Source organism: Arthrobacter sp. 24S4-2 (assembly GCF_005280255.1).
GTDB lineage: Bacteria > Actinomycetota > Actinomycetes > Actinomycetales > Micrococcaceae > Arthrobacter.
On record NZ_CP040018.1, the window covers coordinates 4,250,945 to 4,277,273 of the forward strand.

A 26,329-nucleotide genomic window follows, 5' to 3' on the forward strand; every position below is an offset into this window, starting at 1 on the left:
CTAAATGCCTCCGGTGGATCTGATGCGAACGGAGAAATGGCCCCGGTTCGATGCAGCGAATGACTCGTATTGCTGCAAAGAACCGGGGCCATTCCGTTTAAGCTTTTGGGTTACGCACGACGGCGACAGCCCGGCCAGGCGGTCGGCACGCCACTGCGAGGCCCGCAGTCCGCCTTAGCTGGCGCGGTCCACCACGGCCAGCGCGAAGCTGGTCAGCGAATCCTTCACCACGCCTTCGGGCAGCGGGGCCAGTGCGGCGATGGCTTCGTCGGCCCAGGCACGCGCCACAACCCACGATTCCGCGGTGACCCGGTGGTCGCGCAGGCCTGCCACGGCGGCGGCGAGTGCCTCGTCCGAGGAAAGGTCGCCGTCGATCAGCTTCAGGAGTTCAACGGCGGACTGGTCACCCTCGGCGGCGGCGTTGCGGAGCAGCAGCACCGGCAGCGTGGGCACGCCTTCGCGCAAATCCGTTCCGGGGGACTTGCCGGACTTGACCTTGACGCCGGTGACATCGATGACGTCGTCGGCCAGCTGGAAGGCCACGCCGATCTTCTCGCCGTACTCCACCAAGTGCGGTTCGTAGGCTTCATCGGCACCGGCAAAGATGGCACCGAGCTGGCCGGAGGCTGCCACCAGCGATCCGGTCTTGTCCGCGATGACGGACAGGTAGTGCTCCACGGGGTCCTCGTCGGGGCGGGGTCCCACGGTTTCGTGCAGCTGGCCCAGGCACAGCCGTTCGAAGGTGCGGGCCTGGATCCCCAGTGCACGCGAGCCGAGCTCGGACACCAGGATGGACGCGCGGGCAAAGATCAGGTCGCCGGTGAGGACGGCCACGGAGTTGCCCCAGACTTCGTGGGCCGTGGGGGCGCCGCGACGGAACGGGGCCGAGTCCATCACGTCGTCGTGGTACAGCGTGGCCAGGTGGGTCAGCTCAACCACCACGGCCGCCTGCACCACGGCCGGGCGCGAGGCGTCACCGAGGTGTGCGCAGAGCAGGGCCAGCAGCGGCCGGATGCGTTTTCCGCCGGCTTCCACCAGGTGACGCGACGTTGCATCAGCCAGGGGGTCGGAGTTGGCAATGGCCTCGCGGAGCTTCTTTTCCACGCGGGCCAGGTTGGTGGTGATGGCCGGACCCAGCTCGGGGTCCTCCGCGATGGCGGCGAAACCGGCGGGCAGCTGGAGTCCCGTGGCGATCGCGGTGGTGTTGGGCTCGGGCTCCCTGGCGTCCGGCAGGCCGTGTCCGGCGTGGGTCCAGCTGTGCTTGGCAGAGTTCGTCACGGGTTAACCCTAACTTTTTGTTGCGGAAACCGCGGATGTGTAGCTGGACGGGGACAGGGAGGTGTTGGACGTGGCAGGCACCAGCGCCTCCAGGAGTCTGATCACCCTGTCCTCGAAACCCTTGGCTGATTCATCCGTGACGTTGGCCATCAGCCGGACTACGAACTTCATGAGTGGGGGCACCGGCATGCCGGTCCGCAGGGCAAGCTTCATCACGGCAGGCTTGCCGATCACCGACGCGAAGGCCCGGCCCAAGGTGAAGTGGCTCCCCCACTGGCCGCGCACATAGTCGGCGTACCCCTTGTAGTGGAGGTCGGCGTCGTCGTTCGTCCATTTGGCGTAGCGGCTCTGCCAAGCGTTGTCATCGATGATGAATTCGGCCGCAAAGCGGGCGGATTCCATGGCGTAGGAGATGCCTTCGCCGTTGAACGGGGACACCATCCCGCCGGCGTCACCCAGGAGCAGCAGCCCAGGGTAGTAGTGCGGGGTGCGGTTGAAGCCCATGGGCAGCGCGGCGCCGCGGATTTCGCCCACCTGGTTTTCCGGCGTGAAACCCCATTCGGCGGGCATGCCGGCGGTCCATTCGCGGAGGACCTGCTTGTAATCGAGTTTGCCGAATTCCTTGGAGGAGTTCAGGATGCCCAGGCCCACGTTGGACGTGCCGTCGCCCACGCCGAACACCCAGCCGTAGCCGGGCAGCAGCTTGCCGTCCCGGCCGGGAAGTTCCAGCCAGCCTTCCATCCAGTCGTCGTCGTGGCGGGGGCTCTGGAAATAGGTGCGCACGGCAACGCCCAGCGGGCGGTCGTCGCGCTTCTGGATGCCCACGGATACGGCGGTTCGGGACGAGTTTCCGTCCGCGGCCAGTACGACGTCGGCGTGGAAGTCGTGCGTCTGCCCCGTCTTCCGTCCGGACTCGTCAAGCAGCGCGGCGCGGACGCCGATGACCCGGCCGTCCTCCGACCGCAGGGCCTCAGTGACGCTGTGCCCTTCCAGCAGGCGGGCGCCGGCGGACTCGGCGTGCCGGACGAGTTCCTCGTCGAAGCCCAGCCGGGTGCGGATCAGGCCGTACGTGGGGAAATCGGAGACTTCCGGCCACGGGAGCTCAATGGTGCGGCCGCCGGCGATCAGTCGCAGGCCCTTGTTGCGACGCCAGCCGTTTTCCTCGGAGTGGGGCAGGCCCAGCTTCTGGATCTCGCGGACGGCTCGCGGGGTGAGGCCGTCGCCGCAGACTTTTTCGCGCGGGAAGGTGGTCTTTTCCAGCACCGTGACCTGGATGCCGGCCTTGGCGAGGTAGTAGGCGGCAGTGGACCCTGCGGGCCCGGCGCCGACGATCAGTACTTTCACGGCAGGATCGGCTAGCTCGCCGGCCGGGTGATGTTGCGGCGCAGCTTCGCCACGGGGCCGGTGTGCTTGGCGATGGCGGCGGCCCCGCCGTCGGGCGATGAACCAGCGGGCTTGTGGGCACGGTGGACGGCGACGATACCGCCGCTGAGGTTGCGGTACGTGACCTTCTCCCAGCCTGATTCCTGCAGCCAGCCGGCCAGGTGGTCCTGGTCAGGCCACGCGCGGATGGACTCGGCGAGGTAAACGTAGGCGTCCGGGTTGGACGAGACCTTCACGGCGATGGCCGGCAGGGCGCGCATGAGGTATTCGGTGTACATGGTGCGCCACAGCGGGACCACGGGCTGGGAGAACTCGGCGATCACCAGCTTGCCGCCGGGCTTGGTGACGCGCAGCATCTCGGCCAGGGCCTTCTTGGGCTCGTTGACGTTGCGCAGGCCGAAGGAGATGGTGGTGGCGTCGAAGGTGTTGTCCGCGAACGGCAGCCGGGTGGCGTCGCCGGCAATGAAGTTGATGTCCGGGCGGCGGCGCTTGCCCACCTTGAGCATCCCGAGGGAGAAGTCGCAGGCGATGACGTCGATGCCCGCGTCTGCATAGGGCTCACTGGATGTGCCTGTTCCGGCTGCGAGGTCGAGCACGCGCTGGCCGGCCCTCACATCCATGGCTTCAACGACGACCCTGCGCCAGCGGCGCGTCTGTCCCATGGACAGGACATCGTTCACGACGTCGTATTTGGGGGCGACGTCGTCAAACATCGTGGCTACTTCGTCCGGACGCTTATCCAAGGATGCTCGGTTCACCATGCCATTGTCTCAAATGTTGGGCGGACCCACGAACCACGGCCCGCCCAGCGCGGCGGGCGGCCCGGCGAGGCCGTGGCGGTGCCTGTTACTTACCCTAGATCGCCCCCAATGCCGAGGTGATTCGGGGTAGTACTGTTATCCCATCATGACGAGTACGTTCCGCACCTTGACAGTCCCACTGGATGGAAGATCATTCTCCGGGGGGCTGCCGTCATTTCTGGTCCGGGACGATGTCCTCTGCTGGACCCGCCGCGAAGCTGGCCTGGTGGGCTTCGGCGAGATCGCCCGCTTCACCGCCACGGGCCCCGAGCGCTTCCTCGAGGCCGACATCTGGTGGCGGCACCTGGTCCTCGAAGCCGACATCACCGACTCCGTTGAGTGTCCCGGCACCGGCCCGGTGGCGTTCGGCTCCTTCGCCTTCTCCAAGGTGTCCACGCACCGTTCCCGGCTGATCGTCCCGGAGATTGTTGTGGGGGTCAGGGACGGCCGCGCCTGGCTCACCCAGTTAACGTTCGACGACGGCGAACTCACCGAGGCGGGCGCCCTCGCCGCCCTGGAACGCTGGGTGGACGGCGGCGCAGAGGACGACGGCGTTCTGGACGTCCTGGGCGACGGACCCGCAGCCTCAAGCGCCGACGTCGGGCTCCCCCCGGGCGGCCGTCCCGGCGGCGGGGTTGCCGCAGAGCCGGCTGCCGACGTCGTACCCAAACTCGAAACCGGATCGCTCAGCGAGCATGACTGGATGGCGGCAGTGGCCGCGGGCGTCGCCGAGATCCGCACCGGGAAGCTGGAGAAGCTGGTGCTGGCCCGGGACGTCGTGGCCACGATTCCGGAGGGCGTGAACGCGGCGGAAATCCTGCGCCAGCTGGCCATCCGGTACCGCGAATGCTGGACCTACGGCGTTGACGGACTGGTGGGGTCCACCCCGGAAATGCTGATCCAGGTGGAGGGGCGCACCGCACAGGCGCGGGTCCTGGCAGGCACCCTGGACCGGCGCGACGCCGAGGGTATGGACGGTCCGCCGCTGGAGTTCGCCGAGCGCGTACTGGCCGGGTCCGAGAAACAGCGGCATGAGCACGAGATCGCCATCCAGTCCCTGACCACCCAGCTGGCACCGTTCTCCGAGGCCATGAATGCGCACAGCGAACCGTTCATCCTGGAGCTACCCAACGTGTGGCACCTGGCATCGGATGTGAAGGCCGAGCTCACCGAGGTGGAGGGCCACGTGCCCACATGCCTCGCGCTCATCAACGCGCTGCACCCCACTGCCGCCGTCTGCGGAACTCCCACCACTGTGGCGGGCGCCCTCATCCGCAAACTCGAACACATGGACCGCGGACCCTATGCAGGGCCGGTGGGCTGGCTGGACGCGGCCGGGAACGGCGAATGGGGCATTGCGCTGCGCGGCGCGGTGATCGAGGCGCCGGATTCGGTGCGGCTGTATGCCGGCTGCGGCATCGTGGAGGGCTCACAGCCCGAGGCTGAACTCGCGGAGACCTGGGCGAAGTTCCGTCCGATGCTCGAGTCCCTGGGCATCAAGAGCTAGAGCCTCAGGGAATACGGCTGCAGAGTCCGGGATTCCAGACAATGACCGTTCGGCGAGGCTTGATTTCAGGGGTATTTTGGTTATCCAATAGTAAAACTAAGTTTCATGTGACGCACATCTCGTGTTCGGCGTTACACTATAAGCCGCTTTAATACCGCATACCCCTGCAACAAAAGGTAAGAAATGCAGACTTCCCGCACCCTCCTGGGCAGCTCCAAGCTGACGGCCGCAACCATCATCGCCATTGGCGCGCTGGCCCTTTCAGGCTGTACAAATGCCTCGGAAACTGGCCCGTCAAGTGCCCCCACTGCTTCCGGCAGCGCAAGTTTCGACCCCGCCAGCATCAAGAAAGACGATGCTTTGGCGGCCATGGTTCCCGCGGCGATCAAGTCCAAGGGCACCATCACGGTCGGGTCGGACACCAGCTACGCCCCCGCCGAGTTCCTGGGAACGGACGGCCAGACCCCCGTGGGCTACGACGTCGACATCGCCAAGGCGATCGGAGCAACGCTCGGCCTCAAGGTCCAGGTCCAGACCTCCGAGTTCACGGGCATCCTTCCGGCACTGGGTCCGAAGTACGATCTCGGCATCTCCTCGTTCACTATCAACCCCGAGCGGTTGAGCGCAGTGAACATGGTCAGCTACTTCAACGCCGGCACCGCCTGGGCCGTCCAGAAGGGCAACCCGAAGAAGTTCTCCCTCGACGACGTCTGCGGCAAGTCCGTTGGCGTCCAGACCGGGACCGTGCAGGAAGATCCCGACCTTGCCGAGCGCAACAAGAAGTGCGCTGCCGATGGCAAGCAGCCCATCAACATTGTCACGCTGAAGAACCAGACGGATGTGACCACGCGCCTGGTAAACGGCAGCATCGACGCCATGGCCGCCGACTCCCCCATCATCGGCTACGCCATGACCCAGACCAACGGCCAGCTGGAGAAGCTGGGTGACGTCTACGATTCCGCCCCACAGGGCATCGCCGTCGCCAAGTCGGATACAGCCTGGGCGGATGTCATCCAGAAGACCGTCACGAAGCTCATGGAAGACGGCTCCTACAAGAAGATCCTTGAGGGCTGGGGCAACGCCGAAGGCGCCATCACCAAGTCCGAGGTCAACCCGGCGGCCAAGTCTTGACTCTTCCCGTAACCGACAATAAGTCAGGTGCACACATGGACCGCCATCAGCAGCATGAGGGCGCACCGGTATTGAACAAGGCCGTACCGGTGCGGCATCCCGGCCGCTGGATCAGCGCCGTCGTCATTCTGGGCGTCGTGGCGCTGTTCCTTCAGAGCCTGGTCACCAACCCCAACTTCCGCTGGGACATCGTGGGGACTTACATCCTTGATGTCAAGGTGGTCCAGGGCGTTGGCTGGACCCTCCTGCTGACCGTTACGTCCATGGCCCTGGCCATCATCCTGGCCATCCTCCTGGCGTTCATGCGCCAGTCGGACAATCCGATCTTCCGCTGGTCCAGCTGGGTCTGGGTCTGGTTCTTCCGTGGAACCCCTGTGTACACCCAGCTGGTGTTCTGGGGCCTGATCTCCGTCCTGTACCCCAAGATCGCCGCGGGAGTCCCGTTCGGACCCGAACTGTTCAGCGTGGACACAAGTACGATCGTCACGGCCACCGCGGCCGCCATCCTGGGCCTGGGCCTCAACGAATCCGCTTACCTGGCGGAAATCTTCCGGGCAGGCCTCAAGTCCGTGGACCGCGGGCAGATGGAGGCGGCCGAGGCCCTGGGCATGGGCAAGACCAAGATCATGTGGCGGATCATCCTGCCGCAGGCAATGCGGATAATCGTGCCGCCCACGGGCAACGAGACGATTGGCATGCTGAAGACGACGTCCCTGGTCCTCGCCGTACCCTTCACGCTGGACCTGACGTTCGCCACTAATGCGCTGGCCAACCGCACATATCTTCCCGTTCCGCTGCTGATCGTCGCCGCCATCTGGTACCTCGTTATCACCAGCATCCTGATGGTTGGACAGCACTTCATCGAGGCCTACTACGGCAAGGGCGTGGACAACCTGGCCCCTGCCACGATCAACCCGGCCGCCGCCAAGGCTGCCGCGGCGGTGGCCCCGAGTGCCGTCTCCGAGCCGGCACTGAAGATGGACTTCCCCGAGGAGGAGGCAAATTGACGGTCACCGCAGAGAAACCGCTGGTTAAGATCGAAGGCCTTCACAAGTACTACGGGCAGCACCACGTGCTGCGCGGCATCGACATGACCGTCAACCAGGGTGAGGTGTCGGTGGTGATCGGGCCTTCCGGTTCCGGCAAGTCCACCATGTTGCGCTGCGTCAATCTGTTGGAGACCATCAGTGCCGGCCGCATTTCCGTTGGAGGCCAGCTCATCGGCTACCGCGAGATCAACGGCAAGCTGCACGATCTCAAGACCAAGGAAATCGCTGCCCAGCGCCGCGAGATCGGCATGGTCTTCCAGCGCTTCAACCTGTTCCCGCACAAGACAGCGCTGCAGAACATCATGGAAGCTCCGGTCCAGGTCAAAGGCCAGTCGAAGGCCGCTGCGCAGAAACGGGCCCTGGAACTGCTGGAGCGCGTGGGGCTCGGCGAGCGTGCCGGCCACTATCCGTCCCAGCTGTCCGGGGGCCAGCAGCAGCGTGTTGCAATTGCCCGGGCACTGGCCATGGATCCGGAACTCATGCTCTTCGATGAGCCCACGTCTGCGCTGGACCCGGAACTGGTGGGCGACGTCCTGAATGTCATGAAGGACCTCGCCAAGTCGGGCATGACCATGATCGTCGTGACCCACGAAATCGGCTTCGCCCGCGAGGTTGGTGACCGCCTTACTTTCATGGACGGCGGCATGGTGGTTGAGTCCGGCGATCCCCGGGAAATCATCGCCAACCCCCAGCACGCCCGTACCAAAGAGTTCCTGGGCCGCGTGCTCTAGACGGAATCGCTTGCCTGCAAAAAAAGGCGGCCGCCGCGTGTATACACGCGGCGGCCGCCTTTGTTTGTGCGGGGTTTGTGCTGTGCGGGTCGGCCTTATGACCTGACAGTCATTGCTGCGCCAGCACGCCCTGCGCAGCCGCGCCCACCGCGGCCTTGATCCGCCCGTGCAGGTCCCGCAGCCCCTGCCGGTCCGTGCGGACCTCAATGATGCTCCGCCCCGACGGCGGTGCGGACAGCGCCTCGGCGAGTCCCGCCGTCGTACTTACTGAGCAGTGTTCGACGCCGTACGCTGCAGCGAGCGCCGCGATGTCCACTCTGTGGGGGGTGCCGAAGAGGCGTTCGACGGCGTTCCCATAGGCTCCGGATTCCTGCACGGCACCGTGCTCGAGGAGGTTGAAGATCGCCCCGCCGGCGTCGTTCAGCACCACGATGCGGAGGTTCGGTTCGGTCTCGGCGAAGCCCAGGAGGAGGCCGCCGGCGTCGTGCAGGAACGTGACGTCGCCTACCAGGAGAGTGGTTTCCTGCCGGCCGCCCCAGGCGACGCCGGTGGCGGTGGAAATGGTGCCGTCGATCCCGGCGAGGCCGCGGTTGGCGAATACTGTGGCGTGCGGCCCGGGCGTGGGCTGGCCCGCCAGGTCCACGTCGCGGATTCCGTTGGAGGACCCCAGCATCAGCTGTCCCCGCGTGTGCTTCCACACTTCCGCGCCCACGGACGGTCCGGTCGCTGCTGCTTCGCCGGAGAGCACCTGGTCGAGCGCATGCTGGGCGGCGGCACCGGCCAGCAGCCAGGCATCCAGCCACGCCGGGGAACCGCGTCCGGAGAAATCCGCCAGGTCGGAGAGGTTGTCCAGCGGGAGCTCGGTCCGGCGTCCGGGCTCGTACCAGGCCACGGGGACCGGCTGGTAGAGGGCCGAGGGAACGTCCGCGCGGGCCAGCAGCGCGGAGACCGGACGGGACAGGGTGGGCCGGCCGAACAGGACCACGCGTTCGATGGGCTGCGCGGAATCGGGGCCGAAGTGCTCCAGCAGCAGGCGGTACGGGCCTACGGCATTCGAGCCGAAGCGCGAGTTGGAGGACGGCTCTGCCAGCAGCGGCAGGCCGTGGGCACGGGCGAAGGCTTCGGCGACCGGCCCGGCGTCGTGCCCGGCCAGCACTACGGTGCGGCGTTCCTCAAGCGTGGCCGGTGCGGGTGGGAGGGTCAGTGGTTCCGGGCCGCGTCCGATCCGCCAGATTCCGGGGCCGGCTGCTTCCGGCAGGTGGTCGCCGGCTGGCGGGACCAGCGGGTCGCGGAAGGCCAGGTTCAGCTGCACGGGACCGGGCGGGGTGTCCTCGAATGCGCCCGTGGCGGCGCTAAGGGCTGTCTCCACGGCGCGCTGCGGGTCCGTTCCGGCGGGGACGTCGACGGCGAAGCGCACGTGATCGCCGAAGAGGTCCAGTTGGTCCGTGGTCTGGTTGGCGCCGGTCCCGCGCAGCTCGTCCGGCCGGTCAGCGGACAGCACCACCAGCGGAACCGCGGCGTGGTTGGCTTCCATGACGGCCGGCATCAGGTTTCCGACGGCGGTGCCCGACGTCGTGAGCACGGCGGCAGGCGCTCCGGTGGACAGCGCCAGGCCAAGGGCCGTGAAGCCGGCGGAGCGCTCGTCGATCCGGACCAGGAGTTCCACGCGTCCGGCGGCGTCGGCCTCGGCGAGGGCATAGGCCATGGGGGCGGACCGCGACCCCGGCGAAACCACCACGTACCGGACGCCGCCGTCGAGCAGGGCGGACACGGCGATCCGGGCTGACTCGAGTGCGGTCAGGGTATCGGTGGGTTCCAGGTGGGTGGGGGCGCTCAAGGCCGTGTTCACGCCGGCGGAGCCGCCCTCGCGGGTGGGGTCGCCTGCGCCGGCGGAGCCGCCAGTGGGGTCGCCCTCGGAGAGGGGCGCATCATCGGCGGGGGCATAGGCGTTGAGCGGGTCCAGCGGGTTCTCAGAAGTCACCAATCCAGTCTCCCACCAACCCCGGACGCTCTCTCACTTCCCGCCGCCCAACCCCGGACGCTCTCTCACATCCTGCCGAAAAACCCCGGACGCTCTCTCACATCCCGCCGTCACGGCCGCGGAAGTGAGAGGGCGTTGCCGTCGAAGGGGCGGCTACATGTTCGCCGGGGTCTCGATGCCCAGCAGGTCCAGCCCCTCGGAAAGCCTGTGGAGGACAAGTGCGCACAGGGCCAGCCGCGACTCGCGAACGGAGTCCTCCGCCTTGAGCACGGGGCACTGGTCGTAGAAGGACGTGAAAAGCTGCGCCAACTCGAACAGGTAACCGCACAGCCGGTGCGGCTCCAGCAGCTCGCCAACACGCCGCAAGGTGGCGCCATACTCCAGCAGGTGCAGCGCCAGGGCACGCTCAGCAGGTTCGACGACGGCGATCACCGCGGCCGCTCTCGGCTCCCCTGCCGCCCCGGCGGCGGCGACCATGCCAGCTACCGCTGCCTCGCCCGCCTTGCGCACGATGGAGCGGATCCGCGCTGCAGCGTACTGCACGTACGGACCTGTGTTGCCGCTGAGCGCCAGCATGCGGTCGAAGTCAAATACATACTCGGTATCGTGCCCCACGGAGAGGTCGGCGTACTTGACGGCGCCGATGCCCACCTGGCGCGCGGTCGCGGCCCGCTCCTCCGCGGAGAGGTCCGGGCGGCTCGAGTCCACCACGGCGCGGGCCCGGTCCACGGCCTCCTCCAGCAGGGCCATCAGCTTCACCGGCGTCCCGGAGCGGGACTTCAGGATCTTGCCGTCGTCGCCCAGCACGTTGCCGATCTGCACGTGCGTGGCCTCGACCGCGTCCGGCAGCCAGCCAGCCTCGCGCGCCGATGCCATGACCATCCGCAGGTGCACGTTCTGCGGGGCGCCCACCACGTAGAGGATGCGGTCGGCATGGAGTTCATGGACGCGGTACCGGATGGTGGCAAGGTCCGTCGTGGCGTAGCCGTAGCCGCCGTCGGACTTGCGGATGATCAGCGGCAGCGGCTCGCCCTCCCTGCCGGTGAACCCCGCCGGGAAGGTACAGAGGGCGCCCTCGCTGATGCGCGCCAGGCCTCGCTCTTCCAGTTCCTGGCACAGCTGTGCCAGATGGGGATCGTACGAGCTTTCGCCGGCGATGTGGTCGTCCTCGAGGCTGACGCCCAGCTTGGCGTAAATGGCGTTGAAGTAGAGCTTCGAGTGGTCCACCAGCCGCTGCCAGACGTCCAGCGTCTCCTCGTCGGCCGACTGGAGTGACACCACGCGAAGGCGCGCCCGCGTCGCAAAGTCGGGGTCGCCGTCGAACTTTGCCCGCGCCGCCTGGTAGAACGCGCTGGGGTCCTCCACCAGCAGCGCGGCCTCGGGCGAATCCTCGCCGATCTCCAGCCAATGCTCAATCAGCATCCCGAAGGGGGTGCCCCAGTCGCCGATGTGGTTCTGCCGGATCACCGTGTGGCCCAGCGCCTCGAGGACGCGGACCAGGCTGTCGCCCACCACGGTGGTGCGGAGGTGCCCCACGTGCATTTCCTTCGCAACGTTTGGGGAGGAGTAGTCGACGACGACGCGCTGGGCTTGCGTCTCCGGCCCGCCCTGCGGCTGGGATGCCTGGGCGGATCCGGCCTGGACGTTGAGCAGCTCCTCGATCCAGGTGCCGTCGAAAGTCAGGTTGATGAAACCGGGGCCGGAGATTTCAACGGCCGTGCACATGCCGCCGAGCTCCAGCGCTTCGACGATCCTGGCGGCAGCGTCGCGCGGCGGCAGGCCGACCTTCTTGGCAAGCGCCATGGCGGCGTTGACCTGGATGTCGGCGAACTGCGACGGCCGCACCACCGGATCCGTTTCGCGGTACTCCTCGCCGAACGCTTGGGCAATAGCTTCCTGGACTCTGGGGACAACCATTTCGGCCGGATTATTCACAAGCTCAAATTATCAGTCCCGGCCGCCCTCCGACGCTCTCTCACTTCCTACAGTTAAAAGGGAAACGCTCTCTCACCCCTGTTGGCGCGGCCACGGGGGTGAGAGAGCGTCACCCAAAACCCGACAGGAAGTGAGAGAGCGTCACCCAAAACCCGACAGGAAGTGAGAGAGCGTCACCCAAAACCCGACAGGAAGTGAGAGAGCGTCGGAACTAGTGACGGGTGCTAGGCGTCCGTGCGGAAGACCTGTACCACCGACGGCCGCGGGGCGCGGACCTGGCCGGGCGCCGGCGTCGTGCCTGCCGCAACGTAGTCCGGGAAGTACGAGTGCGGCGCGTCGAAGCTGCCTTCCTCACCCGGGTGCTGCACGGAGACGAAAACGGTGCGTTCGTCGTCGTCCACGATCGGCCCGCACGTTTCGGCGTCGCGCGGCACGGCCAGGAACTGCTCCACCTTGCCGCGTTCGGTGCCGCCCAGAGTGACCTTGAACAGTCCGTCCGCGTAGCCGATCCCGGAGGGAGCACCGTCGGTGGAGATCCATAGGTTGCCCACGGAGTCGAAGGCCACGTTGTCCGGGCAGGATATGGGCGAGACCTTGTCACCGGGGAAGCCGGAGAAGTAGGTGACGTCGCCCTGCGCCGGATCGCCGCAGACCATCAGGAGGGTCCAGTTGAACTTGGTGGAAGTCTGGTCGCCGGTTTCGGTTATTTCCACGATGTGGCCGTCGCGGTTGGCGTTGCGCGGGTTGACCTCCGTCGCGCCTTCCTTGCCGGCCTTGCCGCGGTCCGAGTTGTTGGTGCAGACCACGTAGACCTTGCCCGTGTGCAGGCTGGGCTGGACGTCCTCGCAGCGGTCCATCTTGGTGGGGCCCACCTTGTCCGCGGCGAGGCGGGTGTAAACCAGGACTTCCTCAACGGACATGCCAGGCACCGCCGAGGCGCCGCCGACCACCAGGGGCAACCATTCGCCGGAGCCGTCAAACGCACCGTCAGCGGGAAGGGCCCCGGAGCCGTCGATCTCGCCAGCGGGTGAGTTGCCGGTGAACTTGGCCACGTAGAGGTCACCCTGGGCCAGCAGCCCCATGTTGTGCCGGCGGTCGCCCTCGCGGTACTTCTCGGCAGAGACAAACTTGTACAGGTAGTCGAAACGCTCGTCGTCGCCCATGTACGCCACCACGTGCCCTGATGCGGCAACGATCACGTTGGCGCCCTCGTGCTTGAAGCGGCCCATGGCTGAGTGCTTGCGCGGGGTGGACGTGGGGTCGAACGGGTCCACTTCAACAATCCAGCCGAAGCGGTTGGTTTCGTTTTCGTAGCCGGTGTTGCGGGCGTCGAAGCGCGGGTCGTCAAGCTCCCACTGGCGCGCGGTGGGCTTGTCTGTGAGGCCATAGCGCTTATCGGAAGCGGACGTTCCGGGCGTGACGAAGTAGCCGTTGAAGTTCTCTTCGCCGGACAGGATGGTGCCCCACGGCGTGGTGCCGCCGGAGCAGTTGCCGAACGTGCCCTTGATGGCCCGGCCCGAGGGGTCGGCCACGGTCTTGACCAGGTTTGAGCCGGCAACGGGACCGGTCAGCTCGTAGGAGGTGTCGGAGAGGAAGCGGCGGTTCAGCGGGGCTCCCTTGACGTAGCCCCAGGGCTTGGTGGTGTTTTTTCGCTCGAGTTCCACCACGGCCAGGCCATGGGCGGCGCGGCCGATGGCGCGGGTTTCCGCGGCGTCATACCCGGCCGGAACCATGATGTTTTCGTTGGTGTACTCGTGGTTGGTGAACAGGACGGCGCGGCGGCCCTTGCTGTCCGGGATCTGGACGATGTCTGTGTAGTCGTTGTTGTAGCCGAACTGCCGGGCCTGCGCCGCGGCGGTCTGGTGGGCCAGGTCGAAGTCCGGTGAGTCGTTGAACAGCGGGTCGCCCCAGCGGATGATCGGCTGCCAGGCGAAGCCTTCCGGAACGGTGAACGCGTCCACGGCCTTGTCAACCGGCGCGATGGCCGTGAATTGCAGCTTGGACTTGCCGAAGCCTTCCCTGGCGGCTTTGGACAGTCCCGCGGCGCTGGCGGGTTCAGCGGAGCTGACCGCACTGCCGAGTACGACGGCGAGCGCGCCGGCGGCGCCGAAGCCGAGGGCGGCGCGGCGGGACATGGTGGCGGAAGCGATGTCGCGGAAGTAGCTGTTTGAGCTGGTGTTGCACACCTCGCCCGAGCAGGCGTTGTCGCACTTCAGCGCGCAGGTGACGGGGCTGCGCTTGCCTTTGGTGTGGCCGAGCATGGGGAGTAGGGCAAACTTGCGTCCGGTCGTTTCAGACATGGGGGCCTTCCAGGGGAATTCGATGCGGTCCCGCCCACCCTGCCAGCCGCTCACAACCGGTAGCCGTCAGCCAGATGAAGATCCGGTGAACTCGGCGACCCTTGCGCGCGGGGTGAGAGAGGGTCGCGCGGAAACCGACAGGAAGCGAGAGAGGATCGCCCAAAAACCGACGGGAAGTGAGAGAGGGTCATGAAAACTCTGCGCCTGCATCGCCCGAACGCGCGGTTAGGAGCCGAGGCTCTGCGTCAGCCGGGGGTGAGGACGCAGAACTCGTTGCCCTCTGGGTCGGCAAGGCATGCCCATGGCACATCACCCTGGCCGACGTCGGCGTCGGTGGCGCCCAGAGCCCGCAGCCGGGCCACCTCTGCCGCTTGATCGTCACCGGGGTACGGCATCAGGTCGAGATGGACGCGGTTCCACACGGTCTCCACGCCGGACGTACGAAGTAGCTCCAGATATGGCCCGACACCTTGGGCCGAACGCAGCCTCGCATGATCGTCGGTCACCTCATGCAGGGTCCAGTCCGTAGCCTCGCTCCAGAACCGGGCCATGGCTCGCGGATCCGCGCAGTTGACCACCACCGTGGCGATCGGCCCGGTGTCCCGGTAGATCTCCCGAGGCTCCAGCACACAGAACACATTGCCCTCCGGGTCAGCCAGGACGGTCCACGGCACATCACCCTGACCGACGTCTGCGGGCGTCGCACCGAGCTCCAGCAGGCGCGCGACCAGCTCCACCTGATGGGCCGCAGAAGTGGTGGCGAGATCGAGGTGCGCACGGTACCTCACCGTCTCGGGGTCCGGGACGGTGACGACATCGACGCAGACGGCGGCGGGGTCCGGCCAGACGAAGCCCACGGGTTCAACATTGGTCACACCGGGTCCCTCGCTGGAAACACGCCAGCCGAGCGCCTCCGCCCAAAACCGGCCGAGTGCTGAGTCATCCCGAGCCTTGAAATTCACCTGAACAAGTCGCAGCGCCATACGGCCCGACTATACCCAGGTAGTACCCGATATGGGAGGCACACCCTGGCGGGAAGCCAGCACTGCGTGCACGCGGCGGAGCCGGTCCAGCCACCAGTCCCGGCGGTCGGTGGGCGCGGCGAACTCCTCGAGCAGCCCGGCGTCGGCGGTGACGTCGCGGAGGCGGATGGCGCCGTCGTCGGCCACCAACGGATCCCGGGTGACGTCGGCCGCGAGCAGGGACACGGTCCCCAGCCCGCAGGCGTACGGCAGTTCCGGCAAAGCGGCGGCGAGTGCCAGCCCGGCACGGATCCCCACTGAGGTGTCCAGTGCGGAACTCACGACGGCGGGCAGCCCGGCCTGCGCCACAATGTCCAGTGCGCGCCGCACTCCCCCGAGCGGCGCCACCTTCACCACGATGAGGTCGGCGGCACCAGCCCGCGCCACGCGAAGGGGGTCCTCTTCCTTGCGCACGCTTTCGTCGGCGGCGATGAGCACGGGAATGCCCGCGGCCCGCAGCTGCCGGCGCACCTCGGCCAGGCCGTCGATGTCCGGCACGGGCTGCTCGGCGTATTCAAGCCCGACGGCGGACAGCCGGGTCAGTGCCCCGACCGCGGTGGGCACGTCCCAGCCGCCGTTCGCGTCCACCCGGATGGCGGCGTCCGGGAGGGCGCTGCGGACGGCGGCAACCCGGGCGGCGTCGTCCTCGAGGGTCTGGCCGCGCTCAGCCACCTTGATCTTGACGGCATCCACCCGGCCGAACCGGGCCAACACCTCCGGAACACGGTCCGCGGAGACGGCCGGAACGGTGGCATTCACCGGAATCACGGATCGCAGCGGCTCGGGAAATCCCCGCCAGCCGGCCTCGACGGCGGAGGCGAGCCAGCGTGATGCTTCGGCGTCGCCGTATTCGGGGAACGGGCAGAATTCGCCCCAGCCCAGCGGGCCCTCCAGCAGCAGGGCCTCGCGCTGGGTGATGCCGCGGAACTTCACGCGCATGGGCAGGCTCACCACGCGGGCTGACGCCAGGAGCTGGTCAAGGGACGGGAGGTCTGCGTCCTTAAGTTCGGGCTGGCGTGATGCGTCGGCGGGCATGATTTCACTTTACCGGCCACCACCGACAGCCCAGCCCACACAAAAAAGGCCCGCTGCAGAATCACAGCGGGAACACTACCAAGGTGACACGGAAGCCAAGGCTCCCTTGGTAGGGCCGACGACGACTGGGGGCGAGCTTCACGTTTATGAGACTCGTCGCCGCCGGCCCAGCTCAAGGAGCCCCGGGCGCACATTCCCTGCGGTAAGCCGCCGGATCTGCTGCGGGGCGGCCGGTCTAAAACCGGACCGTTGATAAAATCCTAGGGATCCCGGGCCGCCGACGCATGAGTACCCGCTACTCGTTTTTGGCCGCCCCAATGTACTCAGGGAAGGGGCCATCACGCGCCGCAAAAGCGCATGATGGCCGTTAGTTAGAAGCCCGTGAGAAGCGAGTTGGTGGCCGCGAGGATAGGCTCAAGGCCCCCGCTCAGGCCCCGGCCAAGGCCCCAACAAGAAACCTGGATTCACCGGTGGTTGTGGCCGTCATCCTTGGCGCGGTCCAGCAGTTTGCAGATGTCCTTCGCGTGCCGGGTGCTGTTGTGCGTGACCTCGGCGGACACTACTTCCTTCTGGTCGGTCGAGGCATAAACCACGTCGCCTGCGAGCCGTCCGTGTTCAGTTAATCCGGCACGCTGCGGCATGCGAATACGGCACTGCAAAACGCTAAGGAATAGGTGCGTTGATTGCGGATGCCAATGCCCCGCGTGTCACCGTCGTTGTGGGCATTGGCATCCGCATCGGCCGACCGCTTAGTGCTGATCGGCAGGCGGCCGATACCCCTACATTAGGAAGCCGGACGGCCGCCAGCACGAGTATTTGCTACCTGTTTTGGAGCCGGTTTCGCGCCAGTGGTTTACGGCGGTACGGTGCCCCGCCGCCCGAACCGCAGGCGGCTCCCAGCATTCTGTGGCACGCTGAAGGTGATGAGTTCTCACCTTAAAGATTCCCGACGACGGCGGCCCGCCGGGCAGGTGCGCGGAGCTAGGGGCCTGGGTGCTTTGTGCATCCTCGCGACGCTGGCGTGCGTCGCCGGCCTGATCGCCACCTACTACTTCTTCGTCCGGACCACCACGGGCCAGTACATCGACGAATCCGCACTGGTGGAGGCCGTGGCCATCCACGGGCCCGCGGGCAAGGCGGCCACGAGCTTCCTGGACTGGCTGCCCACCATTTCGCTGGTGGTGGCCGCCGTCGTGGTTCTCTTTGTCACGGTGATCCGGAAGCGCTGGCGGGCTGCCGGCATTGCGGTTGCGGCGTGCATTGCCGCGAACATCGCCACGCAGGTCCTCAAGGAACTGCTGCCGGCCAGGCCCTTCCGCGGCGTGGAAACCCTCGAGCTCAATTCGCTGCCGTCAGGCCACACCACGCTGGCCGCGTCCGCTGCCGCCGCCGTGTTCCTGATGGCTTCCCCGCGGTGGCGGCCGTTTGCCGGGTTTGTGGGCGGCAGCTTCGCCATCGTGTCCGGGATCTCCACTGTAGTGAACCAGTGGCACCGCCCGGCCGACGTGGTGGCGGCCTTCCTGCTGGTGGGCGCATTCGTGATCCCGGCCGGATGGCTGATCATCCGCACCGGCAACACCTGGAACGTGTGGGACGGTTTTGGCGGGCATTGGGCGTCCTCGCGCTGGTGGCTGGGGCTACCGGCCCTGGCCGGGCTGGTGTTTGCGGCCGCGGCCCTGTTCCTGCTCACCCGGTATGTCCCCGGGCAGGGCGGCAGCACCACCAGCTACTTCTGGGGCGGCATTTCACTGATTGTGGTGGCCGGGTATCTGGCCACCCTGGCAACCACGGCGCTGTTCGCGTTTGCCGCACGACGGCGGGTGGCCGGCAGCCGCTGACGGGCCGCCGGCCGCGAAGCCCGCCTTACTTGAGGCGCTTGTGGCCCCCTTTGACCACTACAGGAAACACCGTGCCGGGCACAGCGGCCACTACCTGTGACCCGGCGCGGTTCCCCTGGCTATTGGCATCAGCGGTGCCCTCAGCCTTTAGCCTTTTTGGAGTACGCCCACCGTCAGCAGTGCGTTAGCGAACCGCCGTGAATCACCCGTCACGACGCACAAGGCAAGATTCAGTGACCTGGCGAGGTCATAGAATTCGAATCGGTCAACGAACTCCGTTTCGGCGCCTTCGGGCATTAGGCCATCGATTTCCGTATGAACGAGGCACGGAGTTGCGTCTTCGGAGGGAGTGATCCGCGTTAGTTTTTCGATGTGGACGGTTCCGAGGACGGCGGCCAATACCTGGGGCACCGTTGGAAAGTCGGCCTGCAGGTTCAGGTAGACGGTTTCTGCGTTTGGTCCTACTGCGGTCGCTGCTGAATAGTGTCCGTCCGTGATGAGGACGGTGGCACCGTGGCCGGCGGCTGCCAGCGCGGAAATGATTCGTGGATGCGTCAGCTGTCCGGTGATCATGCGAAGTACTGTCCGCCGTTGATGTCGACAACGGTGCCCGTGACGAAGCGCGCGTGCTCGGAAGCAAGCCACAACGCCGCGCCTGCTACGTCTTCGGGAACTCCTGCCCTTCCGAGCGGGATTGTCTCGACCGTGGCGGCTTTGGACTCCGCGGTGGTGAAGGTGTCATGGAAGGGCGTCGCTTCGATGAAGCCAGGGGCTAGCGCATTGACGGTGATACCGGAGGGTGCCAGTTCCTTTGAAAGCCCACGGGTGAAGCCAAAGATAGCGGCTTTGGATGTGGCGTAGGCTGTCGCCCCGGCGTGTCCGCCGTTGCGTCCTGCCAGTGAGGCGATATTGATGATGCGGCCGCCGCCGTTGATCAGTGGCAGGGCGAAATGGGTCATCAGGAAGGTGCTGTCCAGGTTGACGGCCAGAACCTGCTTCCAAAGGTTGAAATCCATATCGGCGATGGCAGAACGCTGGATGAGACCGCCGACATTGTTTACAAGAATGTCCAGCCGTCCAACGTCGCGGCCGAGGGCCTCGACTGTCCTCTGGACTTCCGTTTCGATGGTCGCGTCCAGCTGCAGGGAGGTAAGGGGGTGTCCCGTGTGGCGTTCCACGTCATCGGCGAAATCCTGATCGGGTTTGTGGTTGTTGTACGTGATGGCGATTCTGGCTCCGGACTTGGCAAGGGCGAGGGCGATGCCTTGACCGATGCCGGTGCCGCCACCTGTAACCAGAGCGGTCTTTCCACGCAGTGACTGTTCAAACACCATGATTTGTTCCTTTCATGCCAGCCGTTTCTCCGGCTGCGACTAAATGGTTTTTGCGAGTGCGGCTGCGGCGACGGCGCTCGGAGCGGCTGTGCCTTCGGGCCGGTTCCGGGCGTAGAGGAACGTGGCGATGGCCGTGATGACCAGGCAGCCAGCCAGGAAGAGCAGGCCGGCAAGGTTGCTGTGTGTGGCGTCATTGAGGAGCCCCACCGCGTAGGGAGCTACGAATCCTCCGACGTTTCCAATGGAGTTGACCAGCGCCAGTCCCGCAGCGGCGGCTGCGCCGCCCAAGGCGGCCGACGGCATGGAGAGTAGGGGTGCGGTCGCGGAGAATACGCCCATGGCGGCAATCGTGAGGAACACCAGGGCTGCGACAGGGTTGACCGGGAGGAGGAACGCGGCTCCCGTCAGCCCGAATGCTGCGATGAGCATGCTGATGCTGGCGTGGGCTGCGCGTTTGCCGGTCCGGTCCGACCGGCGGCTCCAGTAGAAGACGAAGAACGCTGCGGCTGCGTAGGGAATGACGACGATGAAGCCGACTTGTGCGGGATCGAGCTTGCCCAATCCGGCGACCACGGTGGGGAGCCACAATCCAAAGCCGTAGATGCCGCAAACCATGCCAAAGTTCAGGAACGCGTACACGAGGGCGCGCCGGTCCTTCAGCCCGTCCAGGAAGCTGTGTGAACCGCTGCGCTGCTTCTCCGCGAGTTCGTTGGCCATGGTCGTGCTCAGCCAGCTGCGTTCGTCCGGACGGAGCCAGTGGGCCTCCTCGGGGCGGTCGGTCAACAAACGGGGCGCCAGGATTCCCAAGATGACGGCGGGGATGCCTTCAATGATGTACAGCCACTGCCATCCGTGGAGGCCCAGCAGCCCGTTCAGGTTCAGCAGAAGTCCGGAGAGGGGGGCGCCGATGGCGTTGGAGACCGGCTGCGCGAGGATAAACAGCCCGAGTACGGTGACCCGCTGTGCCGCCGGGAACCAGAGGGTGAGGTAGAAGACAACGGCGGGAAAGAAGCCGGCTTCGGCGGCTCCGAGCAGAAATCGGATGACGTAGAACGTCGTCTCCCCGTTGACCAGAGCCATGGCTGCGGCGCAGATGCCCCAGCTGATGAGGATCCGGGCGATCCACTTCCTCGCCCCGAACCTGTACATGCCGCCGTTGCTCGGGACTTCGAACAGGGCATACCCAATAAAGAAAATACCGGCACCAAGGCCGTAGGCGGTGGCGGTCAGGCCGATGTCTTCGCTCATGGTCAGTTTGGCAAATCCGACGTTGTTCCGGTCCAAAAATGCGACGAAATATAGAAGGCAGATCACAGGGATGATCCGGCGCCGTACCTTTGCCAGGGTCCGGTCTCCAAGCTCCCCGAATGTGAGCTGGGCCGAGCGCTGCCTGGCTGAAATCAATGTCTTCATCAAGACTCCTTTGGCTTAATTCAAAGCCGCTCGGATCATCTGGCGATCCCACGACTAGTCGTACACAAGGAATAGTGTGCACCATGTGCACACGCTGTGCAAGGGACGCACGTAAATAACCTCGCCAAACACGAACGGCGCGATCCGCCTTGACTGCCCCGCTCGTGGAATCGTAGATTTATACACAACATGTGCACATGTTGCACACGACGCTGTGGAGGGGGTATTGCAGGATTTCTCGGCACAAACCTGGTGTTCGTCCTCTGCGCGCCACGCGAATGCTGCGAAAGGGGGCCCGATCTGGCTGGCTGGCCTGCTTAAGCCGCTGGCACCCGTGATACCGCCAACGCCAGGTTCAGGTGGCCTGCTGTCTAAACTGGGAAACCGGATTAGCAGATGAGCCGTAATCCCGACTGACCACCAAAACACAGGATCGAGCAGAAACCATGTCGCAGACGGTAGCCCGGGCAATCCAAATTCTGGAATATTGCAGTGAACATCCGCGGACGCTTAAAGACATCGCCGCAGACCTGGGTGTTCACAGAACAACAGCGTCAAGGATCCTGCAGACCTTGATCGAAGCGGGGTTTGTGCGGACAGATGAGCGCGGCTTCTTCGGCGTCGGGTTCCGGCTGGCCGGCCTGGCACAGTCGGCCTTGGAACAGTTCGATCTCAGGTCAGTCGTGCACCCCCACATTGTCCGGCTCAGTGAACACCTTGGCCACACTGTTCAGTTCGCTGTGCCGGAAGCCAGCCGCATTGTCTACGTCGATAAAGTCGAACCCGAACAATCCATCAGCCTGAACACAAGAATCGGCGGATTCGTGGTCATCCACACGGCTGGGGTCAGCAAGGCCATTCTCGCGTTCATTGATGACGCCCGCCGTGAATCCATCCTGGATACCGCCACGTTCGAACAACGAACGCCCAACTCCATCACTTCGAGGAGCGAATTTGTGAAGCGTCTTGAAACGGTACGCGCACGAGGATGGGCTGAGGACAACGGCGAGTTCGACATCGTCTCGAACTGCATAGCGGCACCCGTATGGGATCACGCCGACCGCGTAGCGGGCGCGATATCAATTACGACGTTTCGAGAGAAGACCGGCTTGGAGGAGCTTCGCCGCAGCGTTCCTGACCTTCTTGCGACGACTATGTCCATCTCCCTCGAGCTCGGCTGGAAGCCTAAAGGCCAGAGCGAACCGTCATTGGCAACGGCTACGGGATGACATTGCTTCAGTACCGGCTCGAACCAATCGAACAGCTCGATGCTGATGAAAAGGAACGGTCATTGCCATCTCAGAAACGCCGCCCACCATCGCCGCTGGCGCGGCTCGCTGGCTGATGGAAAGACCGGAATCTTCGCCATTTGAGACGCCTTAATAGCAACGTTGATCATCGTTTCAGGTCGAAATCGGCACCCACGAGTTCGGCCCGGACCAGCCTCAGCTACTGGTGTTCTTCGGTGCAGACGACTCCGGACGTTGACACCGCGCCCGCCTTACTTGAGGAACGAGGCGTTGAAGGAGTTCAGGTCCACGGGGACGCCGTTGAGGCTGTGCTCGAACTTCTGCTGGATGCCGATCCGCATGGTGCCGGCCGTGTTCCAGCCGCCGTACTGCACCGGGGACGGCGCGAGGTAATTGGCCGTCCAGGTGGAGTAGTTCAGGTTGCTGGTGTTCGTGTCCCAGAGCGGGACGTCGGAGAAGGCCATGCTGTTGCTCATGAGCTGGGGCCACATTCCGCTGCCGCTGTAGATGACCGGGCGTACGCCCATGCTGCGGACGCCGTCCACCATCGCGCGGGTTACCACCGGGCTGCCCGGCTCAACATCCAGGGCGAAGAACTGCAGCTGGGAAGCGTAGGGTCCTGCCGCGGTGATGCCGCCCTGCCAGCAGGAGGCGTCGCGGGTGTACACGGCGATCTTCAGGCCGGCGTCCAGGGCCATCTTGAGCTGGGCCTGGGTCCGGGACCAGGGGTCACAAGTACCCCACACGGTGGAGTGCATCACGTAAAGGCGGATGCCGGCGTCGTACGCCTTTTTGAACCAGGCGGGATCGGATATGGCCGCGGTGGTGTCCACAACCTTCACCGAGGAGCTGGAGGCGGGCGGAGTACGGACCTTCGTGGGCTGGATCGTCGCCTCCTGGGCTTTCGCGGGCTGAAGGGCCGCGGTCTGGACTGCCGGCGCAGACTCACCTGCCGGGGCCGGCTGACCCGCCGGGGCTGATGCGGACGGTGCGGCGGCCGGGGCCGCTCCGAGGCCCAGCAGCAGGGGCAGGGCAGCGAGGGCAGCAACAAGGTTGATCTGAAGCAAACGATACTCCTGGGTTTTGGCGGCCCCCGAGGGAAGGCGCGCGCAAGGCGCAGGGGGGCCGCATTGGGGTGCCGCGGTCGAGTGTCGCGTGCGGGGTGAAGTGCGAAGTTGATCGAGCCCAGTTCCCGGTCAACCGGCGGGATGCCGCACAAGTAGCGCAGCGGTCCGCCATCCACCTTACGGGTGTTCCTGCGAGTGGCCGAAACTGCGGCGACACGTAGTGTCTTCATAAAATGGCGCCGGGGCGCCGCCATGCCGGCGCCATTTACATCGACCCCGCCGAAGGCCAGAATGAGTCGCACCACAGCCTCCACTGGCTCAGCAGCGAGCTGAACTGCATGCTGCTCAAAACAGGGGATGGTCCTATGGCCGGTATATATGATTCCAAGCTCTCCACACGGGTGGATTTCCCCGCAAGGGCACGGGCCGTGGCCTCCATCCCGTCGTTGCTGTTGCTCAATTCATACCTCCGCAGCTCAACCTTTTCCCGTCGGCAGCACGAGCCGGGAATCTGCGATTTCACCCTCGGCAACCCCCATCAAATGCCGCAAGAGGCATATGTCGCGGCGCTGCGGGACCAGCTGGAGCCCAGGAATGAACTGTGGTTCGCATATAAATCCAACGGCATCGAGGCCCAGCAGGCCGCTGCCGCCTCGCTGGAGCGGCTGCTGGAGATGCCGTTCGAGCCGGAGGACATCCACCTGACCACGGGTGGCTTCACGGCGATTGCCATGGCGTTGAAGGCGGTGGCGGATCCGGGCGACGAGGTGATCTACAGCCTGCCGCCGTGGTTCCTGTACGAGCCGATCCTCACCGAGGCCGGCCTGGTTCCGGTCAAGGTGCGGATCAACACGGACACGTTCGACCTGGACCTCATGGCCATTGCCTCTGCCATTACGCCCCGCACCAGGGTGGTGATCGTCAATTCGCCCAACAACCCCACGGGCCGGATCTACCCGCCCGCGCTGCTGGTGAAGCTGGCCGCGATGCTGGACCTGGCCTCGGAGAAGAACGGCCGCCGGATCTACCTCCTGTCCGACGAGGCCTACAACCGGATCGTGTACGACGGCGCCCGCTTCCACAGCCCGGCCGAATACTATCCGTACACCCTGCTGGCCTACTCCTACGGCAAAACCCACCTCGCCCCCGGGCAGCGGATGGGCTACCTGGCCTTGCCGCCCACCATGCCGGACCGGGACGCCCTGCGGGAAATCCTCAGCGCGCTGCAGGTCGCCCTGGGCTGGATCTACCCCAATGCGCTGCTCCAGTACGCGCTCCCCGCGCTGGAGACGTTCTCCATCGACGTCGGCCAGCTGCAGCGCAAACGCGACCGCCTCTACGGGGAGCTGACCGGGATGGGCTACCAGCTCCACCGGCCGGAGGGCTCCTTCTACCTGTTCGTCCGTTCGCCGGTGCCGGACGACGAAGCCTTCACCGAGTCCCTAGCCACCCGCGACGTCTTTGTGCTGCCGGGCGTCCTGTTCGAGACGCCGGGCTTCTTCCGCATCTCCCTGACGGCCAATGAGGAGATGGTGGAACGCAGCCTGCCGGCCTTCGAGGAGACCATCCGCCACGCGGTGATTGGCTAGGCGGGGGCCGCATGCGTTGGCCCGCCTGGTGAACACGCCGGGCCGTGTGTTGACTCGCCGCGGGCCGCGGAGGAATATCGCATTTGTCCGCACCGGCGCTGCCAGGGCTCTCCACCGCCGTGCAGCGCGGTGGCCCCAGCCGGAAGAAGGATCCCCATGTCCATACTCGCCACCACTCCCGAAAGCCAGGCGTTCGGCCTGAAGGCGAAGATTTACGACGACGATCTCCAGTCCCACGGTTATGTCGCCAAGCACACCAAGGACCTGGCAGTGAACCCGGAGGCCTACCTGGCGTTCGAAGCGCTCATCAGCGCCATCACCCAGAACATGGACGTGCGCCGCTACGAGCTGATCACCCTGGCCGCCGCCCAGGCCCTCGGCTCGGCCCACTGCCGGCTGGCCCACGGTCTGAAGGCGCTGCGGGCCATAGATGAGGAAGAGCTGGTGCAGATCGCCCGGGACTACCACAACGCGGGGCTGTCACCGGCGGAGGTGGCCATGATGGAGTATGCCGAACGGCTCAGCACCGACGCCGTGGCCATGACTGACACGGACACCCTTGAGCTGCGGGACCACGGCTTCACCGACCGGGAAATCCTGGACATCACCCTGGCTGCGGCCGCGAGGAATTTCATGAGCCGAACGCTGCAGGCCATTGCGGCCGAGGTGGACGTTCCCACCAAGCTGTCCCCGCAGCTGCGGGCGGCACTGCTGACGCCCCTCGCCCAGTACGGGGCCGCAGCGAAACCCCGCCACCGCGACGCCTGACCCCCAGACCCTCTCTCACTTCCTGCCGAAATACCCAAACGCTGTCTCACTTCCTGCAGAAAGACCCAAACGCTGTCTCACCGTGTGCCGCACACGCCGGGAATGGTGAGATAGCGTCCGGGAAAGACGTGCAGGAAGTGAGAGAGCGTCACCACACTTACGCGGCCAGTTGGAACTTACGCCGATAGTTGGGAGCGGCCGCCCTATGCATGGCGGCGGTACACGGCCTCGACCACCTGGTACGGCTCATGGCCGGGCACCATGTTGTGCATGGTGATCCGTCCGCCGTTGCCGTCGCCGGGCTCGACGTGGATCTGCCAGCCCCAGTCCGGCCCGGACGGGGCGGCGTACCAGCCGGTCAGCCTGACCACGCCGTCGACGCCGATGTCCCCGGCAAAGTTCATCCATTCCGGCCCGGAGTGGAAGGAATCAACCCACACGCCCACCGCACCCGTTCCGGACGCAACGCCGGTTTCGCCGTCGCCGGTTTCGCCGTCGGTTTCGCTGTCGCCGGTTTCGCTGTCGCCGGAACCGGCGCCAGCGGCCGAGCCGGAGACCGGGCCGGAGCCCAACAGCAGCAGGCCGTTCTGCGGTTTGCCCTCGTGCTCCCAGGCGTACTCGATGGTCACGAACTCCCCCGCGGTCACTTTGACGGACGCGGTGGCCGCTGACTCCTGGTACTCGTCGGTGGGCATGAACCGCAGCCGGTTGTGGCCCTGCCAGCTGCCCACGAACGGGGCCATGGTCTCGATAATCGTCATACCGGCAGTCTGGCCGGGATGCACCCTCCACGCCAGTAGGCGTCCCACCAGAAGTCCGCGTGTCCTGCTTGCGCCGGCTAGCGATGGGCTTCAGCGGAGCGGCGTGAAAGGCTTCAGCCAGCCTGGTGCCATCGTTTCCGGCGCCGTCACCGGCAGC

Annotated in this window: 22 protein-coding genes; 8 read left to right on the plus strand and 14 right to left on the minus strand. The window is 65.8% G+C overall.

Annotation, left to right across the window (positions count from 1 at the left end):
* Positions 1-174 precede the first annotated feature (174 nt).
* Genes FCN77_RS19745 through FCN77_RS19755 form a run of 3 tightly spaced genes read right to left on the minus strand, consistent with a single transcriptional unit; the run spans position 175 to position 3,419 of the window.
* Entirely contained in the window at positions 175-1,278 is a 1,104-nt protein-coding gene (locus FCN77_RS19745; protein WP_137323625.1) for a polyprenyl synthetase family protein, read from the minus strand.
* A gap of 9 nt (positions 1,279-1,287) precedes the next feature.
* Positions 1,288-2,622 carry a geranylgeranyl reductase family protein gene (locus FCN77_RS19750; protein ID WP_137323626.1) on the minus strand — a complete coding sequence of 445 codons (1,335 nt, stop codon included), beginning with the start codon at positions 2,620-2,622 and terminating at the stop codon, positions 1,288-1,290.
* Between the two features lie 11 nt (positions 2,623-2,633).
* Entirely contained in the window at positions 2,634-3,419 is a 786-nt protein-coding gene (locus tag FCN77_RS19755) for a demethylmenaquinone methyltransferase (RefSeq protein WP_254679045.1), read from the minus strand.
* 148 nt (positions 3,420-3,567) lie between these two features.
* Here FCN77_RS19755 and FCN77_RS19760 point away from each other — a divergent pair, with 148 nt between their 5' ends.
* The 4 genes from FCN77_RS19760 to FCN77_RS19775 all read left to right on the plus strand — a co-directional run bounded on the left by FCN77_RS19760 (position 3,568) and on the right by FCN77_RS19775 (position 7,879).
* Positions 3,568-4,968, plus strand: a complete 1,401-nt coding sequence (locus tag FCN77_RS19760) for an isochorismate synthase MenF (protein ID WP_137323628.1) — start codon at positions 3,568-3,570, stop codon at positions 4,966-4,968.
* A gap of 183 nt (positions 4,969-5,151) precedes the next feature.
* Positions 5,152-6,099 carry an ABC transporter substrate-binding protein gene (locus FCN77_RS19765; protein ID WP_137323629.1) on the plus strand — a complete coding sequence of 316 codons (948 nt, stop codon included), beginning with the start codon at positions 5,152-5,154 and terminating at the stop codon, positions 6,097-6,099.
* A gap of 35 nt (positions 6,100-6,134) precedes the next feature.
* On the plus strand, positions 6,135-7,106 hold the full coding sequence (locus FCN77_RS19770) for an amino acid ABC transporter permease (RefSeq protein WP_137323630.1): 972 nt from the start codon (positions 6,135-6,137) through the stop codon (positions 7,104-7,106).
* Positions 7,103-7,879: an amino acid ABC transporter ATP-binding protein gene (locus FCN77_RS19775; protein ID WP_137323631.1), complete on the plus strand. Its 777-nt coding sequence runs from the start codon at positions 7,103-7,105 to the stop codon at positions 7,877-7,879. Before FCN77_RS19770 ends, FCN77_RS19775 begins: the two co-directional genes overlap by 4 nt.
* A 109-nt stretch (positions 7,880-7,988) precedes the next feature.
* Here FCN77_RS19775 and menD read toward each other — a convergent pair whose 3' ends face one another.
* The 6 genes from menD to FCN77_RS26045 form a co-directional block, all read right to left on the minus strand.
* Positions 7,989-9,698 (minus strand): 2-succinyl-5-enolpyruvyl-6-hydroxy-3-cyclohexene-1-carboxylic-acid synthase, encoded by a 1,710-nt coding sequence (gene menD / locus FCN77_RS19780; protein ID WP_137324873.1) that lies wholly within the window; start codon positions 9,696-9,698, stop codon positions 7,989-7,991.
* Between the two features lie 315 nt (positions 9,699-10,013).
* Positions 10,014-11,777 carry an arginine--tRNA ligase gene (gene argS / locus FCN77_RS19785; protein ID WP_217496160.1) on the minus strand — a complete coding sequence of 588 codons (1,764 nt, stop codon included), beginning with the start codon at positions 11,775-11,777 and terminating at the stop codon, positions 10,014-10,016.
* A gap of 242 nt (positions 11,778-12,019) precedes the next feature.
* Positions 12,020-14,095 carry a PhoX family phosphatase gene (locus FCN77_RS19790; protein ID WP_137323633.1) on the minus strand — a complete coding sequence of 692 codons (2,076 nt, stop codon included), beginning with the start codon at positions 14,093-14,095 and terminating at the stop codon, positions 12,020-12,022.
* Positions 14,096-14,340: 245 nt separating this feature from the next.
* Positions 14,341-15,078: a VOC family protein gene (locus tag FCN77_RS19795; RefSeq protein WP_137323634.1), complete on the minus strand. Its 738-nt coding sequence runs from the start codon at positions 15,076-15,078 to the stop codon at positions 14,341-14,343.
* Positions 15,079-15,087: 9 nt separating this feature from the next.
* A complete protein-coding gene (locus FCN77_RS19800; RefSeq protein WP_137323635.1) occupies positions 15,088-16,152 on the minus strand; it encodes an o-succinylbenzoate synthase in 1,065 nt (354 codons plus the stop codon).
* Between the two features lie 464 nt (positions 16,153-16,616).
* Positions 16,617-16,793 carry a hypothetical protein gene (locus tag FCN77_RS26045; protein ID WP_175417321.1) on the minus strand — a complete coding sequence of 59 codons (177 nt, stop codon included), beginning with the start codon at positions 16,791-16,793 and terminating at the stop codon, positions 16,617-16,619.
* A 282-nt stretch (positions 16,794-17,075) separates the two neighbouring features.
* Between FCN77_RS26045 and FCN77_RS19805 the strand changes: the two genes are divergently transcribed.
* Complete coding sequence (locus tag FCN77_RS19805; RefSeq protein WP_137323636.1) at positions 17,076-17,990, plus strand: phosphatase PAP2 family protein; 915 nt, start codon at positions 17,076-17,078, stop codon at positions 17,988-17,990.
* A gap of 147 nt (positions 17,991-18,137) precedes the next feature.
* Here FCN77_RS19805 and FCN77_RS19810 read toward each other — a convergent pair whose 3' ends face one another.
* The 3 genes from FCN77_RS19810 to FCN77_RS19820 are packed head-to-tail and all read right to left on the minus strand — an operon-like array spanning position 18,138 to position 20,737.
* The gene (locus FCN77_RS19810) at positions 18,138-18,563 is read right to left on the minus strand and encodes an RbsD/FucU domain-containing protein (RefSeq protein WP_137323637.1); all 426 of its coding nucleotides are present in this window, start codon (positions 18,561-18,563) and stop codon (positions 18,138-18,140) included.
* Positions 18,560-19,324: an SDR family NAD(P)-dependent oxidoreductase gene (locus FCN77_RS19815; RefSeq protein ID WP_137323638.1), complete on the minus strand. Its 765-nt coding sequence runs from the start codon at positions 19,322-19,324 to the stop codon at positions 18,560-18,562. The genes FCN77_RS19810 and FCN77_RS19815 overlap by 4 nt, the downstream gene beginning before the upstream one ends.
* 39 nt (positions 19,325-19,363) lie before the next feature.
* Positions 19,364-20,737 (minus strand): MFS transporter, encoded by a 1,374-nt coding sequence (locus FCN77_RS19820; protein ID WP_137323639.1) that lies wholly within the window; start codon positions 20,735-20,737, stop codon positions 19,364-19,366.
* A gap of 446 nt (positions 20,738-21,183) precedes the next feature.
* Here FCN77_RS19820 and FCN77_RS19825 point away from each other — a divergent pair, with 446 nt between their 5' ends.
* On the plus strand, positions 21,184-21,966 hold the full coding sequence (locus FCN77_RS19825; RefSeq protein ID WP_137323640.1) for an IclR family transcriptional regulator: 783 nt from the start codon (positions 21,184-21,186) through the stop codon (positions 21,964-21,966).
* A gap of 272 nt (positions 21,967-22,238) precedes the next feature.
* Here the strand turns inward: FCN77_RS19825 and FCN77_RS19830 are convergent, their stop codons facing one another.
* Entirely contained in the window at positions 22,239-23,054 is an 816-nt protein-coding gene (locus FCN77_RS19830) for a hypothetical protein (protein ID WP_137323641.1), read from the minus strand.
* Positions 23,055-23,419: 365 nt separating this feature from the next.
* Between FCN77_RS19830 and FCN77_RS19835 the strand changes: the two genes are divergently transcribed.
* Together FCN77_RS19835 and FCN77_RS19840 are read left to right on the plus strand one after the other, a co-directional pair.
* A complete protein-coding gene (locus FCN77_RS19835; protein WP_137324874.1) occupies positions 23,420-24,643 on the plus strand; it encodes an aminotransferase class I/II-fold pyridoxal phosphate-dependent enzyme in 1,224 nt (407 codons plus the stop codon).
* A gap of 156 nt (positions 24,644-24,799) precedes the next feature.
* Positions 24,800-25,411 carry a carboxymuconolactone decarboxylase family protein gene (locus FCN77_RS19840; protein WP_137323642.1) on the plus strand — a complete coding sequence of 204 codons (612 nt, stop codon included), beginning with the start codon at positions 24,800-24,802 and terminating at the stop codon, positions 25,409-25,411.
* 203 nt (positions 25,412-25,614) lie between these two features.
* Here the strand turns inward: FCN77_RS19840 and FCN77_RS19845 are convergent, their stop codons facing one another.
* Positions 25,615-26,172, minus strand: a complete 558-nt coding sequence (locus tag FCN77_RS19845; protein WP_137323643.1) for a DUF1579 family protein — start codon at positions 26,170-26,172, stop codon at positions 25,615-25,617.
* Positions 26,173-26,329: the final 157 nt, after the last annotated feature.